12 protein-coding genes are annotated in these 16,053 nt (G+C 70.8%); 8 read left to right on the top strand and 4 right to left on the bottom strand.

Going from position 1 to position 16,053, the window contains the following annotated elements; translation table 11 throughout:
- The first annotated feature begins 10 nt into the window (after nucleotides 1–10).
- The 4 genes from EIZ44_RS19655 (at nucleotide 11) to EIZ44_RS19640 (ending at nucleotide 4,431) form a co-directional block, all read left to right on the top strand.
- Nucleotides 11–1,690 carry a DUF885 domain-containing protein gene (locus tag EIZ44_RS19655; protein WP_205673232.1) on the top strand — a complete coding sequence of 560 codons (1,680 nt, stop codon included), beginning with the start codon at nucleotides 11–13 and terminating at the stop codon, nucleotides 1,688–1,690.
- Between the two features lie 51 nt (nucleotides 1,691–1,741).
- The gene (locus tag EIZ44_RS19650; protein ID WP_037809715.1) at nucleotides 1,742–2,242 is read left to right on the top strand and encodes a GNAT family N-acetyltransferase; all 501 of its coding nucleotides are present in this window, start codon (nucleotides 1,742–1,744) and stop codon (nucleotides 2,240–2,242) included.
- Between the two features lie 203 nt (nucleotides 2,243–2,445).
- A complete protein-coding gene (locus EIZ44_RS19645) occupies nucleotides 2,446–3,342 on the top strand; it encodes a DMT family transporter (RefSeq protein WP_037809716.1) in 897 nt (298 codons plus the stop codon).
- 99 nt (nucleotides 3,343–3,441) lie between these two features.
- Nucleotides 3,442–4,431: a DUF3558 family protein gene (locus EIZ44_RS19640; protein ID WP_205670084.1), complete on the top strand. Its 990-nt coding sequence runs from the start codon at nucleotides 3,442–3,444 to the stop codon at nucleotides 4,429–4,431.
- Between the two features lie 92 nt (nucleotides 4,432–4,523).
- Here the strand turns inward: EIZ44_RS19640 and EIZ44_RS19635 are convergent, their stop codons facing one another.
- Together EIZ44_RS19635 and EIZ44_RS19630 are read right to left on the bottom strand one after the other, a co-directional pair.
- Nucleotides 4,524–5,099, bottom strand: a complete 576-nt coding sequence (locus EIZ44_RS19635) for a GNAT family N-acetyltransferase (RefSeq protein WP_037809718.1) — start codon at nucleotides 5,097–5,099, stop codon at nucleotides 4,524–4,526.
- Entirely contained in the window at nucleotides 5,096–5,620 is a 525-nt protein-coding gene (locus EIZ44_RS19630) for a YbaK/EbsC family protein (protein WP_134730308.1), read from the bottom strand. The genes EIZ44_RS19635 and EIZ44_RS19630 overlap by 4 nt, the downstream gene beginning before the upstream one ends.
- 913 nt (nucleotides 5,621–6,533) lie before the next feature.
- Here EIZ44_RS19630 and EIZ44_RS45570 point away from each other — a divergent pair.
- The 4 genes from EIZ44_RS45570 (at nucleotide 6,534) to EIZ44_RS46090 (ending at nucleotide 10,736) form a co-directional block, all read left to right on the top strand.
- The gene (locus EIZ44_RS45570; protein ID WP_134730306.1) at nucleotides 6,534–7,082 is read left to right on the top strand and encodes an SAV_6107 family HEPN domain-containing protein; all 549 of its coding nucleotides are present in this window, start codon (nucleotides 6,534–6,536) and stop codon (nucleotides 7,080–7,082) included.
- Nucleotides 7,072–7,836: a maleylpyruvate isomerase family mycothiol-dependent enzyme gene (locus tag EIZ44_RS19620; RefSeq protein ID WP_134730304.1), complete on the top strand. Its 765-nt coding sequence runs from the start codon at nucleotides 7,072–7,074 to the stop codon at nucleotides 7,834–7,836. Before EIZ44_RS45570 ends, EIZ44_RS19620 begins: the two co-directional genes overlap by 11 nt.
- 168 nt (nucleotides 7,837–8,004) lie before the next feature.
- Nucleotides 8,005–8,721 carry a VOC family protein gene (locus EIZ44_RS19615; RefSeq protein WP_134730302.1) on the top strand — a complete coding sequence of 239 codons (717 nt, stop codon included), beginning with the start codon at nucleotides 8,005–8,007 and terminating at the stop codon, nucleotides 8,719–8,721.
- Nucleotides 8,722–8,825: 104 nt separating this feature from the next.
- Nucleotides 8,826–10,736 carry a GNAT family N-acetyltransferase gene (locus tag EIZ44_RS46090; protein ID WP_338081081.1) on the top strand — a complete coding sequence of 637 codons (1,911 nt, stop codon included), beginning with the start codon at nucleotides 8,826–8,828 and terminating at the stop codon, nucleotides 10,734–10,736.
- Here the strand turns inward: EIZ44_RS46090 and def are convergent.
- On the bottom strand, nucleotides 10,669–11,169 hold the full coding sequence (gene def, locus EIZ44_RS19600) for a peptide deformylase (protein ID WP_037809726.1): 501 nt from the start codon (nucleotides 11,167–11,169) through the stop codon (nucleotides 10,669–10,671). The two genes, EIZ44_RS46090 and def, sit on opposite strands and share 68 nt — an antisense overlap.
- Nucleotides 11,170–11,328: 159 nt before the next feature.
- Nucleotides 11,329–15,990, bottom strand: a complete 4,662-nt coding sequence (locus tag EIZ44_RS19595; RefSeq protein WP_134730300.1) for an ATP-dependent helicase — start codon at nucleotides 15,988–15,990, stop codon at nucleotides 11,329–11,331.
- Between the last annotated feature and the right edge of the window lie 63 nt (nucleotides 15,991–16,053).

Raw genomic sequence — 16,053 nt, 5'->3', positions numbered from 1 at the left:
CGTGCCGGACATGGCTTCCACCGAACAGAGCGTTCCGGAGATCTGCGACCGGTACGTCGACGATTACGTGGCCGTGGACCCGGTCGCGGCCACCATGCTCGGCGTCGCGGGCTACGACGACCAGCTGACCGACTATTCGCCCGCGGGCCACGACGCCCGCGCGGACCTGGCGCGGCGCGCGCTGGCCGCGGTGAACGCCGCGCAACCGGCGGACGCGGGGGAGCGGGTCGCGAAGGCCGTGTTCACCGAGCGGATCGGCCTCGAGCTGGAGATCCACGACGCGGGTCTCGACGCGGCCTCGCTCAACGTGATCGAGAGCCCGGTGCAGGGCCTGCGGATGGTCTTCGACCTGATGCCGACCGACACCCCGGACGACTGGGCGAACGTCGCGGCCCGGCTGCCGAAGGTGCCCGAGGCGCTGGCCGGGGTCCGCGCGGCGCTGCTGGCCTCGGCCGACAAGGGGCGGGTTTCCGCGCTGCGGCAGGTCTCGAAGGTCGCCGAGCAGTGCGAGACGTGGGCCGGGCTCAAGGACGGCCCCGGTTTCTTCGCCAGCATGGTCGCCGACGCGGGCGTCGATTCGCTGAAGTCCGACCTGGCCGCGGGCGCGCGGGCCGCGGACGAGGCGTTCGCGGAGTTCGCCGGATTCCTGCGCGCCGAACTGGCCCCGAAGGCCCCGGTCAAGGACGCCGTCGGCGAGGACACCTACCGGCTGTGGTCGCGCTACTTCATCGGCGCGGAGCTGGACCTGCGCGAGGCCTACGAGTGGGGCTGGCACGAATTCTCGCGGCTGGAAACGGAAATGCGCGCGGTCGCGAACCGCATCAAGCCCGGCTCGACGCCCGCGGAAGCCGCGGCGGTGCTCGACGCCGACGCGCGCTACCGCATCCAGGGTCGCCCGCAGTTCGAGGCCTGGATGCAGCAGCTGTCCGACGACGCGCTGAAGTCGTTGCGCGGCAAGCACTTCGACATCCCGGACCGGCTGATGGCGCTGGAGTGCAAGATCGCCCCGCCCGGCGGCGGCGTCGGCGCGTACTACACCGGGCCGAGCGAGGACTTCAGCCGTCCCGGCCGGATGTGGTGGTCGCTTCCCGCCGACCGCAACGACTTCACGACGTGGCGCGAGGTTTCGACGGTCTACCACGAGGGCGTCCCCGGCCACCACCTGCAGATCGCGACGGCGGTCAACCAGGCCGAGACGCTCACGAAGTACCAGCGGCTGATGACGTTCATCTCGGCGCACGGCGAGGGCTGGGCGCTGTACGCGGAACGCCTCATGGAGGAACTGGGCTACCTCTCCGACGACGGCAACCTGCTCGGCATGCTGTCGGAGCAGCTGTTCCGCGCCGCCCGCGTCGTGGTCGACCTCGGCATGCACCTGGAGCTGGAAATCCCGGCGGGCACCGGATTCCACGAGGGTGCGCGCTGGACGCCGGACCTGGGCCTGGAGTTCATGCTGACCCGCACGATCACCGACCAGGCGCACATCCGCGACGAGATCGACCGCTACCTCGGCTGGCCGGGCCAGGCCCCCTCGTACAAGCTCGGCGAACGCCTGTGGCTGGCCGCGCGCGACGACGCCCGGGCGCGGCAGGGTTCGGCGTTCGACATCAAGCAGTTCCACACCAAGGCCCTCCAGATGGGCGGCATGGGACTGGACACCCTGCGCGAGCAGCTGGCGCAGCTGGACTGAGACTGCTTTCCCGGGCCGGTGTTCCCGCACCGGCCCGGGTGTCTTTCCCGCATGGTTACCGCTCAGCTCATCGAAACGGCCCGGCTGGACCTGCTGCCGCTGTCCGTCTCGCACGCCGAGGAGATGGCCGTCGTGCTGTCGGATCCGGCCCTGCACACCTACATCGGCGGCGCTCCGGATTCCTTGGCCGCCCTCCGCTCGCGCTACCAGCGGATGACCGCGGGCTCGCCCGATCCGGCGGTGTCCTGGCTGAACTGGGTGATCCGGCCGCGCGATTCCGGCCTGGCGGGCACTGTCCAGGCGACGGTCAGCGGCTCGGTCGCCGAAATCGCCTGGGTGGTGGGGACTCCGTGGCAGGGCCGGGGCATCGCCACCGAAGCCGCGCGCGGGCTTGTCGCGTGGCTCGACCGGCAGCCGGTGGACGCGATCGTCGCCCACATCCACCCGGAGAACCGGGCCTCCGCCGCGGTCGCCGCCGCTGTCGGGCTCACGGCCACCGACGAGTGGCAGGACGGCGAGATCCGCTGGCGCCGCACGCCACAAACCCGTTGATCGGCTCCCCGGCCTCTGGTTAAGCTCCCGCCCGTGCAGTGGCTCCTCGTCGTCATCCCACCACCAGCCTCCTGAGCGGGGCAGTTTTCGCCGCGTGCGCCCGAACCGGGCCCGCGGCCATTGGATGACGTCCTGAACCGGCCGGCACACGCTGCCCCGCGTCGTCGATTTCCGATTCCTTCGACGCAGGAGCCCACTTCCGAATGTCTGTTGCCGTACCTTCGCGCGCCCGCTCGTCGGCCGCCCTAGTCGTCGCCGGCGTGCTCTGGGGAACCGGCGGCCTGTCCGGGTCGCTTCTCGGCCAGCAAGCCGGCCTGCACCCGCTTGCCGTCGCCGCCTACCGCCTGCTCATCGGCGGCGCCGCGAGCGCCGCCTTCGTCGCTCTCACCGGCGGACTTCGCCTTCCCGCCAAGGAAACCTGGCGTCGTCTCCTCCTTGTCGGCGCCCTCTTCGCACTTTTCCAAACCAGCTACTTCGCTGCCGTCGCGCTCAGTTCGGTCAGCGTCGCGACCATGACCACGATCGGTGCCGCACCCGTTGTGCTCACGGTGGTCTCCGCGGTACAGCACCGCCGCGCGCCGCGGTTGTGGACGCTGGTGTCCGTCGGCGGTTCCGTCGCGGGGCTGGTGCTGTTGCGGTGGTCGCCGGAGACCGCGACGTCACCCGCACGATTGGTCGGCGGCCTAGCCTTCGCGCTGCTCGCGGCGACCGGTTTCGCCGTGCTGACGCTCGTCACAGCGGAGCCCGTCGCCGGCCTGGAACCGTTGGCTACCACGGCATTTGGCTGCCTGACCGGCGGTTTGCTGCTGACCCCCGCCGCGCTGTGGTTCGGCATGAGCCTGCCCGCCCACGCCGACGTGCTGCTGCTGGCCGGGTACTTCGGCGTTGTCCCGACAGCTGTCGCGTATGCCGCGTACTTCCGCGGCCTCGGCGGTGCCCACCCAGTGCTGGGCGCGCTGTCCGCGCTGCTGGAACCGCTTACCGGGACCGTGCTTTCGGTCATTTTCCTGCACGAACGGCTGAGTGCGTTCGCGTGGGGCGGTGCGGTGCTGCTCGTCGCGGCGCTCGCGGTCGGCTACTGGCGGCCGGAGCCCCGATGACGACGCCCGCGCGCTGCTGGTTGCGCAACTTTCACGGACTGTCCGCATTCTTGGAGATTTCGCCACGAACGGGTGACGGATTCCGCTACGGTGCCGCCTATGTTCACCGAAAACCGAATATTCCGAACATCGGCGCTGGTCACGGGGGCGGCGCTGCTGGCCTTGCTCGCGGGCTGCGGCGGTGGCTCGGCCGCAGGCACCGCACCGCCTGCCAGTGCGAAACCCCCGATCACCGACCCCGCGGTCCAGGCGGCGGCCCTGCGGACCGTGGATCCGTGCGCGCTGCTGGACGCCAAGACTCTCGGCGGCCTCGGCACTCCGGACCAGTCGAGCCTTTCGTCGTCCGAATGGGGCGAGTGCAGCGTCAACGTCAAGGACTCCGGCGGCAAGACCGTCGAACTGGTGCTGCGCGTCGGCGACCAGCTGATCATGTCGAAGGACCCGGTCGAGAAGCTCGAAGGCCTGCCGCTGGTCGTCGACGACGACAAGCCCGGGTCGTGCTGGGTCTCGGTCGTGACGTCGTTCGAACAGTCGCTGGGGATCACCTTCCAGACCAAGGCCCCGGGCGGCGACGCCTGCGCGCCCGGCCGCGCGGCGCTGACGAAGGTCGTGCAGGCCCTGCACAGCGCTCCTCCGCAGTACAAGCAGGCAACCGGTTCCGTGCTGACCACCGACCCGTGCGCGGTGGCCGGCAAGCAGGCCGTGGAGACCGCGTTGGGGCAGAAGTCCTTTGTGGAGCCCAAGAGCCTGCACGAATGCGACTTCTGGTCCGGCGACGACACCCACTACCCGCAGGTCTCGGTGCACCTCTACCAGGGCCTGCCCGCCGATGCCGAGGACGGCCCGCCCGCCGACCTTGGCAACGGCGTCACGGCCATCCAGAAAAAGGACGAGGACAGCAGCGTAGTGAGCTGCGACGCGACCTGGCGCAAGATCGAAACCCCGAAGGACGACGAAGCGCACGGGTACGGCGAGATCGTCTCCGTGGAGTTCAGCGGCGAGCCCACCAGCGGACTCGACTCCGCCACCGCCTGCACGAAGGCGGTCGCCGTGGCCAAGACAGTGGCACCGTCGCTGGGCCACGCCTGATCACTCGCGAATCGCGCGGGCCTTCTGGGGGCCGGTTAACGCGGTAGGCGAGCGCGCCGTGCGCCCGGTCCGACATCGGGCGCGCGGCGGTCCTACTGCGTTTCGAGCGGCAGCGCCCGCCCGAGAATCGCGAACGGCCGCGGGTCGCCGGTGAACTGGTAGTCGCGCAGAACGTCGACGAACCCCATGCGCCGGTACAGCTTCCACGCCCGGCTGGTGCCCTCCGGAGTGGAGAGCAGGACGTTCGCGCTGGGCACGCCGTCGAGCAGCCGGCGCAGCAGGTCCTCGCCGATCTGCTTGCCCTGGTTCTCCGGGCGCACGTGGATCTCGGTGAGCTCGAAGTAGTCCGTCAGCCAGCGTTCGGCTTCCGCCGTTCCGGAGCGGCGGGTGAGACCGTGCCGGACCTGCTCGTGCCACCACTGCCCGGCGCGGCCCTTGTAGCCGTACGCGATGCCGAGCAGGACGCCGTTGTCGTCGAGGGCGGCCATGCAGCGCCAGCCCTCGCGCAACGCGTGCGTGAGCCACATGGGCGCGCGCTGCTCCGCCGTGCCCTCGGGGTAGCGCATGGCGTTCACGTAGATCGCCAGCGCTTCCGGCAGCCGGGACCGGAACTCGTCGGCGGAGAGCTGCACGTACCGGGAGCACCCGGAGGAGGACATCGCGGTCACAGTCGACCATCCTCCCCTTCGCCCGCGAGATCGCCGGGGGTGCCCCCGGTGAGGGTGACGAGTTCGTCGAACGTCGTCGGGAAGACCGATTTCGGATGCCCCGCCGCGGCCCACACCTCGGAGTACCCGCGCAACGCCGTGTCCACGAGCGTCACGAGCCTCTCCGGATGCCCGACCGGCGCGACGCCCCCGATCGGCTGCCCCGTGTGCTCCCGGACGAACGCCGCGTCCGCCTTGCCGGCTTCGGCGACCCCGGCGAGTTCCGCCAGCCGGGACTCTTCGGCCCGATGCGCCCCCGAGGTGAGGGCAAGCACCGCGACCTCGGCCCCGTCAGCCGCGCGGCCCCGGAAGACCAAACTGTTCGCGATAGCGCCGACCGGCACCCCGAGCGCCTCCGCGGCCTGCGCGGCAGTGCGCACTTCAGCGGGCAACACCCGCACTCCGGCAGCGGCAGCGTGCAGCCCGGCCTCGCCCAGCGCGGCGGTGACCTTGGCGACAGCGGGATGGTCGTGGGTGCTCACCCGGTTATGAGACCACGCCAGTGCAGCCGTGTCCCGCACCACGTGCCCGGATTCCACCGGCGGGGTTGAGCGGACTCGCCGGCGCGGCTACTCTGGAAACAGATCGAACAGACGTTCGATACCCGGTGGGAACGCACCGGCCGGTCCCGGGGTGGGGGAAGCACCTCGGGCCTCCGGCCGGCCCCACCCGAGCAGGAGGAGGGTCGCCATGTCCGTCTCGGTCGTGTCCCCCGCGGACCGTGCCCCCGAGGCACACCGACCTGGCGCGGTGGGCGAACAGCTGACGTTCGGCGCGCCGGTGGAACGGCCAGGTGCTGCCGGTGCTGCTCATGGGTCGGGTTCGGGGGTCGTGTCTGCTGGTTCGGCTCCGTCGGCCGCTCCGGTGACTGGTGCTGCCCAGCCTGGCCTCGATCTTTGGCCCGCGGCGGAGAACAGTGCTGCCGCTTCGGCAGCTGGTCCCGCTCAGTCGTCGTCCGCGGAACCGGGCTTCGGCTCGTCGTCCGAGTCCGCGTCCTCCGCTTCGGCAGCTGACGCCGCGAAGGCCACCACCATTCCGGCAACCACCCCCGCCCGGTCCGCTGCTTCGGAAACTGGCCCGGGCCTGACCCCCGCGCCGGGAAGCGACTCTGCGGCGTCGTCCGTTTCGGTGAGCGACTCTGGCCAGTCTGGTGTTCCAGCGGCCGAGTCTGGCTTGCCGCCCGCCTTGTCCCCTTCGCCGTCCGGTTCCGACGAACCCGCTTCGGCGGCTGGTCCCGCTCAGCCCGCTTCCGCGGAGCCGAGCCTCGACTCGCCGTCCGAGCCATCGTCGTCCGTAGCCAACCCCTCTGCTCCGGCAACCACCCCCGCACTGCCCTTCGCATCGGAAAACACCCCGGCCCCCGATCCCGAACGCCCCTCATCCCTCAAGCCCACCGTGCACCACGTCCCCGAAAACACCGTGCCCAGCGCCCCGCCCCCGAGGCAGGTCGTCCACCGCACCCGGGCCGCGGTCCGGCCCTCCGAACCGTCCGCCCGCCGCTCCGGCGGCAAGGTCCAGCCGCAACTTCCGCTGTCCCTGCGTCCGCCGGCCCCGCCCGAGGCGGTCACCCTCCTCGCCCAGGCCAACCGCGGACTCGACCACGCGGACAACGAACGCGACCCAGCTGAACGCTTCATCGGCGCCTACCTGGCCGCCCTGCGCGGTGCGGGTGCGGTGCTCGCCGTCCGGGGCCGTCCGCGCCGGGGTCGGGGCCGTCCGGCCAGCGGGTGGGTGCTGCTCGACGCCGTCGCCCCCGAGCTGCGCGAGTGGTCAGCGTTCTTCGCCGACCACTCGGAAACCCGGGCCGCCGCCGAAGCCGGCATCAGCGGTCGCGTCACCGCCGAGCTGGCCGAGAGTCTGCTGCAGGCGACCGCCCAGTTCCTCGAACTGGTCCGCCGGGTCGTGCACGGCCTGCCGATGTCCGGGGAAGCCCATGTCGCGTGAACTCGGCACGGTCGACCACGGCCGGCTGCTCGAGGCGTTCTCCGCGGAGGCGCACCTGCTGGGGGAGGTGGCGCACTCGGCGTCACCCGATTCGCCGGTGCCCACCGCCCCCGGCTGGACGTTGAACGAGCTGCTCAAGCACGTTGGCTCCGTCTACTGGCAGGTCCTCGGCTGGATCCGCGAAGGCCGCCGCCCCGAACCGTGGCGCGAGCCCCTGCCCGGCCAGCCGGTGGCCGACTTCTACTCCGTCGCCCGCACCGAACTCGAAGTCGAACTGGCCAACCACGACCCGGCCACCCGGACCACCACCTGGTGGTCCGCCGACCCGACCCACGGTTTCTGGCGCCGCCGCATGCTCCACGAAACCCTCGTGCACCGAGTGGACGCCGAGAACGCAGCCGGAATCGGCGATTCGACGGTGCCCGACGACCTGGCCGCCGACGGCGTCGACGAGGCCCTCACTCTCTACTTTGGACACAAGCTCACCACCATGGGCATCTCGGGAACCCGAAACGGCACAGTGGGTTTCCACACCGGCGGCCACAGCTGGATCGCGAGAGCAGGCCCCGGCGAAACGGAGGCCTGGCGCTGCTCTCCCCGAGAAGCCGACGCCGCGGACGCGATCGTCACCGGCTCGCCCGCGAACGTGTACCTCTGGCTGTGGGGGAGAGTCCCGGTGACCATGGTCCACACCGACGGAGACCACGAGCTGTCCGCCCAAACCTGGGCCCTGCTGCGACTGGCCACCAGATAGCGTTCGAGAACCGAAAGCGGGGAAGCTTCCCGGTTCTGCGCTGTTTCCTCGACCACCGTGGCGATCCGGCTGTGCCGGCAAGCGTGATACCCCCGCGCTTGCCGGCACAGTTCTTTCCCCGCCCCGCGACCCGCCGTTTTTGTCGGCCCTGCCCGCTACCGTGGCGACATGGCAACACGTCTGGCCAGCCTGGTCACCGCCGCCGAAGAACCAGCACGCCTGGCCCGCTTCTGGTCCGACCTCCTAGGCTGGCAACTCACCACGAAATCCCCAGCCGAGGCAGCAATCCAGCCCCCACCCGGCGACGGCTGCGACCTCACCCTGGTCTTCACCGCGACCTCCCGCCCGAAGACCACCAAAAACCGCCTCCACCTGGACCTCTCCAGCACCTCCGGCGAGAACCAGCGCGAAACAGTCTCCCGAGCCGTTTCTTCCGGAGCACGCCCGATCGACATCGGCCAGCGCAACGTCCCGTGGATCGTTCTGGCCGACCCCGAAGACAATGAGTTCTGCGTACTCGAGCCTCGCGAGGAATACGCCGATTCCGGTGCCATCGCAGCGATCGTCGTCGACGCACAAGACCCCGCGCGCCTGGCCCGCTTCTGGTCCCCGCTCACCGCGTGGCCGATCACCGCGGACGAGCCCGCCATCACCACCCTGCGCAACCCCACCGGCCGCGGCCCCACTCTCGAATTCCTGCGCGTGAACACCCCGAAACACGGGAAAAACCGCCTCCACCTAGACCTATCCGGCGACGACCCCGCTGAAACCGACCGCATCCAAGCCGCCGGTGCCCGCCCAATCGGTACCGCTCAGCCCAACGCCCCTCAGGCCGACTTCACCGACCCGGAAGACAACGAATTCCGCCTCATGTTCCCAAGCTGACCCGCACCATTGTTTCCCGCAGATCACACATTCCCGGCCACCCTCTGACAGACCCGAAACACCACAAGACGCCCCCGGTTACGTACGTCGGCGACCGTACGTCCATGGACATGCCCTCGACACCCCGCACCCTTCTCGCGAACACAATCCCCGCGCACCCGTCAAACCACCGCCACCCCAACGAAAACCTCGCGCCAGCACAAGCCTGGCGAGTACGCGTCCGCTCCGACGCCCACCCCGGCACCCTGGCCCGCTTCGCAATCCGCCTGGCCGACCTCGAATGCAGCATCCTCGGCCTGACCAGACACCCAGCCCCCGGCGGCGTCCTGGACGAATTTGTCCTGCGCCCAGCAGCAGGTTTGCCCCAGCACCTCCTGATAGACGCCCTCCGCGACGAAGGCGGCGATTGCCTGGGGATGACCGAAACCACCATCCCCGACGTCCGCGCCTCAGCTGCCACCACGCTCGCCGCCGAGGATCCGATCGCCGACGCCGCCCGAGAACTCCTCACCCCCATCGCGGAATCACCAGCCCCCGAACTGCCGACAACCGCTGACATCCGAAAACTCCCTGCCCCGGCGACACGCCTCAAGCCTTCTTCGCCGCCATTCGATGCCCCAGCAACTGTTGATACGGAGACGACCTCTGGCACCAATACCGGACGCCGCAACGCTTCGGCAGCCCGCGCCGCGAAGGGGCCACTCGACGCTCCGGCAGCGACTGATCAACAGGCAACTTCTAGAGCTGATGTCGGAAGATTCGATGCTCCCGTGGCACGCGTTGAGCCGTCTTCATGGCCACTCGACGCACCGGCAACTGCTGATCGGGAGGCCACCTCCGACACCGGGCAACGCGATGCTCAGGCGGCATCTGCGTCCCACACCGGCAGAAAGCTGCCCACCGAGGCTTCCGTGCGCGAACTCCGCGCTCCTTCAGCCGCGACGGCCATTGATCAAGAAACTGCTTCTGCACTCGATGCCGGAGCACGCCGTGTTCCGGCGACCACTGCGCTTCCCATCGCGGGCGAGTTGTGCATCGGGGCCGACGCCCGGGAATTGCCCACTCCGGCAGCGACTTCCAGCACCGCCGACGACACGCCGGTCACCGGAGCAATTGCCAATGCCGTCGGGCGAGCGGCGATTGCCGAAACTACCGTTCGAGGACTTCGCGATTCAGCCGCGACAGCGCTCGTCGCCGCTCGGCGGGCGATCGTTGATCCGGATTGCCGCGCTCCGATGTTGCGAATGGTGTTGTCCGCGGATCTCGTGACGCTCGTCCCGACGAGCGAGGCCAACCCAGGGCGCACCGAAGGCGGGCACCGCGCCGTTTTCGCCTTTGGGGAGGGGCAGGCGTTTGTCGCCCGGCGGCGATGGGTGGCATTCGCTGAACCCGAACTTGCCCAGGCCGCAGCCTTCCTGGAACTGCTCGCCGCGGCGGAGCAGAATCTGGCCGGTCCGGCGGTGCTCAACCGTCCGGACGGGGCGGCGGTCGTTCTGCGCCTCGGTACTCCGCGCGACACCGACGCGATCGGTGCGGTGCATCTTCGCTGTTCGGCGAAGACGTTGTTCAACCGCTACCACACAGGGCTGCGCACGGTTCCCCGGAAATGGCTGCACCGCTTGCTCATGCCTCCGCGCGGAACCAGCTTGCTCGCGGTGTGCGGCCGGGACGTGATCGGGTTCGGGCAGTTGATTTCCCAGCGCGACGGTACGGCCGAGGTATCGCTTCTCGTCGAGGATGCATGGCAGCGCCAGGGAATCGGCACGGCGTTGCTCGCTCGGCTGGTCGCCCTCGCCGGAGCCGACGGGATCACGGAATTGACCGCGGTCCGTCTTCCGGGCAACGACGCGATGTCCCGGACCGCTGTTCGCGCCGGACTGCGGGTCGAAACCAGCCCGGACGACGGCACGGTGCTGCGGCTCGTCGCCGACCGGACGCCGCGGACGGTCAGCGGTTCCAGAACCAGTCTTTGCCCCGCGCCTCGCGCAGCGCCTGCTTCTTCCGGTCGGGAGTGAGCCGGTCGAGGTAGAGCTTGCCGTCGAGGTGGTCGGTTTCGTGCTGGAGACACTGGGCCAGCACGTCGACGCCCTCGACCTCGATCGGCTCGTTGCGCAGGTCGACGCCGCGCACCACGGCGTGCTTCGCGCGGACCGTCGGGAACCACAGTTCCGGCACCGACAGGCAGCCCTCGCCGATTTCGTGCGTTTCCTCGGACAGGTGGGCGATCTCCGGGTTGATGACGTACCCCGTCAGCCCGCCGACGTCGTAGCTGAACACCCGCAGCCCGACCCCGATCTGCGGCGCGGCGAGCCCTGCCCGGCCCTCCGGCTGCACGCTGTCGAGGAGGTCCTTCACCAGCGCCTCGATCTTGCTGTCGAACGTGGTCACCGGGTCGCACACGGACTTGAGCACCGGGTCACCGAAGTAGCGCAACTCGCGCATCGCCATGATCGAACGTCCTTTTGTCCACCGAGGGGCCACGAGAAGTCTAGTGACACCACCTGCTTCGCCGACGCGGGTCCACCAGGCAAGCCCGACGGCACCGCCCGCATGGCGAGCCACAGGCCGAACCCGCTCGCGTCTTGGCCGAGCAGCACGGGGCAAGGATCAAGCTCTCAAACGGAGTCCCTTCGGCGTCGCGCGGAAGCCGGCTTCCTGCAGGATTTCGGCTAGCTCCGAGGTCAGCGCGTGTTCTCCGTCCGCGCGCTGGACGGCCAACTGACCCAGCCAGCCTTCTCGAACCGCGGTCGACAACGCGGCAGCGGCGGCTTGCAGTGAGCTGCGTTCCTCGGTGAAGCTCAGCAACGAGCGGCCGCCGCGTTCGACGTACAGGGCTGGGATTCCGTCGACCAGCACCGCCAGCGCTCCGGCTTTGCGCGCCGGGCGGTGTTTTGTGTCGCCTGTCGCGGCAGGCCAGGACAGAGCCGCGCCGTACGGCTGTGCTGGATCCGCGGCGGCGAGCACCACGGCACGCGCGTTGTCATTCCGGGCTGCTGAGGCGGGCGCGGTGCTGGAGAGCGCCCGCAGCCGGTCGACCGCGCCCTTCGCGGCGAACTGTGCGGCACCGAGACCTTCGACGACATAGCCGCGGATGACCTGCCCGGTGTCCTCCATGCCGCGCAGCACCTTGTAGATCCCGGAAAACCCGCCGGTGACCCGTTCGGTGTCGAGCGCGCCTCGGGTGAGCACGCCGTGCCGTTCCAGAAATGCCTCGGTGCGGGCATGTGCGCGTCGGGTCGGGTCGGCTTCGCGAGGCGGGGTCAGCGCCCAACGGCCGGCCGCGGTCGGCGGCCCGGTGCGCGACGGCATCGCCGGACGGCCGGCGCGCATACGGGCGTAGCGGCCGCGTGGCGCCTGCCGCCGGGGTTTGTGCGCGCCGTGCCCGGCGACCTGCGCGCGCAGCGGCGCGAGCGTGTCGCCGGTGACCAGCCCGGCCCACACCAGATCCCACAGCGCGGCCACCACGGCACCGTCGTCCGGCGACTGCTCCAGACCCGGCGTGACCCGGTCGACGAGCTGGCGGAAGAACAACGCTCCGCCTTCCAGCGCCGTCACGATGGCGTCGTGCAGCGGACTCGTCGGCGGATTCTCCTCGACCTCGGGCAGCAGCAGATCCGCGACGTCCGACGGAGCGAGCGCCAGCCACCCGTCCCCGCCGGAGAGCGAACCGCAGCCTGCCCACGTGACCTCGCCCGCGGTGGTGAGTTCGTCGAGCAGCGCGGGGGAGTAGCCCGGCAACCGGCTCGGCAGGATCAGCGATTCGACCGCGCTCGCCGGCAACGGCGCACCGGCAAGCTGTTCGACCACCGACAGCACGTCGTCGGCCGTCGGCGCGGACCGCAGCCGCGCGCCGATTCCGTGCCACGAGGGCAAGAACCGGCCCAGCGCAGCCGGCTCCACGGGCTCGACCTCTGCCCGCAGCCGGGCGAGCGACGCACGCCGCAACCGCCGCAGCACGGCCGCGTCGCAGTATTCGACGCCCACGCCATGGGTTTCCGGATGGCCGACTGGACTCAGCTCGCCGCGGACCAGCCTGCCTTCACCGGTGAGCCGGTCGAGCACACCGGTGACGACCGCTGAACCCAACCCGAACCGATCCGCCGCGGCCGTCGCGGAGAACGGGCCGCGGGTCCGCGCATAGCGGCCGAGCAGGTCGCCCAGCGGATCCGCCACCGGCTCGGTGAACGCCTCGGGCACGCCGACCGGAAGCGCGACGCCCAGCGCGTCCCGCACCCGCCCGGCGTCCTCGATGGCCAGATACCGCTCCTCGCCGCCGATGCGCACCTGGATCGCACGCCGTGCCGAGGCGAGTTCTTCCAGCCACTCCGGCTGAATCCCGCGTTCCGCGGCTTCGGCGATGGACAGATCGCCGAGGAACCGCAGCAGGTCGGCCGCGTCCTCCGCCGACCGAGCGTGCCTATCTGGTTCGAGCCGCTGCAACGACCGTTCGACCTCGGCCACGGCCTCCGGATCGAGCAGCTCGCGAATTGCTTCCGTGCCCAGCAATTCGGCCAGCAGCGCGGAATCCAGCGACAGCGCAGCGGCTCGCCGTTCGGCCAGCGGAGCGTCCGTCTCGTACAGGAACATACCGACGTACCCGAACAACAGGCTTCGGGCGAACGGCGACGCGGCGGGCGTCTCCACCTCGACCAGCCGCACCTTGCGCGCCCGGACGTCCGACATCAGCTCCCGCAGTCCGCCGACGTCGTAGACGTCCTGCAGAACCTCGCGCATCGCCTCCAGCACGACCGGGAACCGCTCGTACTTCGCCGCCACCGACAACAGTTGCGACGCCCGTTGCCGTTGCTGCCACAACGGTGTGCGCCGCCGCGGGTCTCGGCGCGGCAGCAAGAGCGAGCGTGCCGCGCACTCCCGGAACCGCGCCGCGAAGACCGCCGAGCCGCCGACCTCCGCCACGATCAGCTGCTCGACCTCCTCCGGATCCAGCAGGACGTCGTCGGCGGTGATGGTGACCTCGCCGCCGTCGGCGTCGAGCGCGTCGGGCAGCCGCAGCACGATGCCGTCGTCGGAGTGCGCCACCTGGGCGTCGACGCCGCGGTTTTCCCGCAGCCGGGCGGCGATCGCGAGCGCCCACGGAGCGTTCACCTGCGCGCCGAACGGCGAGTGCAGCACGATCCGCCAGTCGCCCAGTTCGTCGCGGTAGCGCTCGAGCAGGATGACGCGGTCGTTGGGCACGTGCCGGGTCGCCGACTTCTGTTCTTCCAGATACGCCAGCAGGTTGTCGCAGGCGCGCTGGTCGAGCCCGGCCGCGGCGGCCCGGTCCCGCGCCGTTGCGGTGTCCGAAGTGGACAGTTCGCGGACGAACGCGCCGAGTGCCCGCCCCAGTTCCAGCGGGCGTCCGGCGGCGTCGCCCTTCCAGAACGGCATCCGGGCGGGCTGGCCCGGAGCGGGCACGACGATCACCCGGTCATGGGTGATGTCGGTGATCCGCCACGACGAGGTGCCGAGCAGGATCGTGTCGCCGACCCGCGATTCGTACACCATCTCCTCGTCGAACTCGCCCACGCGCGAGCCGGGTTTGCCCTCGTCGCCCGGCGTCATCACGGTGAACAGCCCGCGGTCGGGGATCGTGCCGCCGGACGTGACCGCCAGCCGCTGCGAACCCGGCCGCCCGCGCAGTTCGCCGCCGACCCGGTCCCACGTGATGCGCGCCCGCAGCTCGCCGAACTCCTCGCTCGGGTAACGGCCGGCGAGCATGTCGAGCACCGCGTGCAGCGCGTCGTCCGGCAGCGAGCTGAACGGAGCCGCCCGCCGGACGAGCGCCGCCAGCTCCGGCACCGTCCACGGCTCGAGCGCCACCATCGCGACGACGTGCTGGGCCAGCACGTCGAGCGGGTTGCGCGGGTACCGCACCGCCTCGATCGCCCCGGTCGCCATCCGCTCCGCGACGACGGCGCACGACACCAGATCGCCGCGGAACTTCGGGAACATCACGCCGGACGACACCGCGCCGACCTGGTGCCCGGCCCGGCCGACGCGCTGCAGCCCGGAGGCCACCGTGGGCGGAGCCTCGATCTGCACGACCAGGTCCACCGCGCCCATGTCGATGCCGAGTTCGAGCGACGACGTGGCCACCACGCACGGCAGCCGCCCGGACTTCAGTTCTTCTTCGACATGGGTGCGCTGCTCGCGGGACATCGACCCGTGGTGCGCCCGCGCGATGACCGGCTCCGCACCCGTCGTGACGCCGGACTGCCCGACCGCCTCCGCCGGGAACGCGTCGCTCCGGGACAGACCGGTCTGCTCGGACGCGAGTTCGTTGAGCCGCGCGGTGAGCCGTTCGGTGAGCCGCCGCGAGTTGCCGAACACGATGGTGGAGCGGTGCGCGCGGATCAGCTCCAGCACCCGTTCCTCGACCGCGGGCCAGATCGACGGCCGCTGCACCGCCGCGCCGGCCACCTCTTCCTGGGTGCCGATCCCGCCGTCGGACGGCAACTGCGACAGCGACGTGAGGTCGTCGAGCCGCTCCAGCGGCGAAGGCGCCGGGCCGTCGAGGTTCGCCATGTCCTCGACGGGCACCTCCACCCGGACCTGGATCGTCTTCGCGAGCTTCGGCTGCACGACCGTGACCGGACGACCGCCGGCGAGGAACGCGCTGACCTCGTCGACCGGTCGCACGGTGGCCGACAATCCGATGCGCTGAGCCGGTTTGGGCAGCAGCGCGTCGAGCCGTTCCAGCGACAACGCCAGGTGCGCGCCGCGTTTGCCGCCCGCGACGGCGTGCACCTCGTCGACGATGACCGTCTCGACGCCCTTCAGCGATTCCCGCGCCGAGGACGTGAGGATGAGAAACAGCGACTCCGGCGTGGTGACCAGCACGTCCGGTGGGGTTTTCCCGAACGACCGGCGCTCCGCCGCCGTGGTGTCGCCGGTGCGCATGCCGACCTCGATCTCCGGCACGGGCAGGCCGAGCCGGTGCGCGGCCTGGGAGATGCCCGCCAGCGGCGCGCGCAGGTTGCGCTGCACGTCGACCGCCAGCGCCTTCAGCGGCGAGACGTACAGGATCCGGCACCGCTCGCGCGGGTTCGCCGGCGGCGGTTCCGCCGCCAGCCGGTCGAGTGCCCACAGGAACGCGGACAGCGTCTTGCCGGACCCGGTGGGCGCCACGACCAGGGCGTGCTGCCCGGCGTGTGCGGCCCGCCAGGCCCCTTCCTGCGCGGCCGTCGGGGCGGCGAAGGCTCCGGCGAACCAGGTGCTGGTCGCCGGGGAGAAGAGGTCGAGGACGTCGTTTGCCACGGGATCCATCATGCGCGGCGCCCCCGACAATTTCCGGGGCCCCGGCAGCGGACCCCGTGCCGGATCCCCTCGTGT

The sequence above is a fragment of the Amycolatopsis nivea genome, assembly GCF_004522235.1.
Taxonomy (GTDB): Bacteria; Actinomycetota; Actinomycetes; order Mycobacteriales; family Pseudonocardiaceae; genus Amycolatopsis; species Amycolatopsis nivea.
Note: the sequence above shows the minus strand (reverse complement) of the source record. Positions and strands in the feature narration are given on the sequence as shown.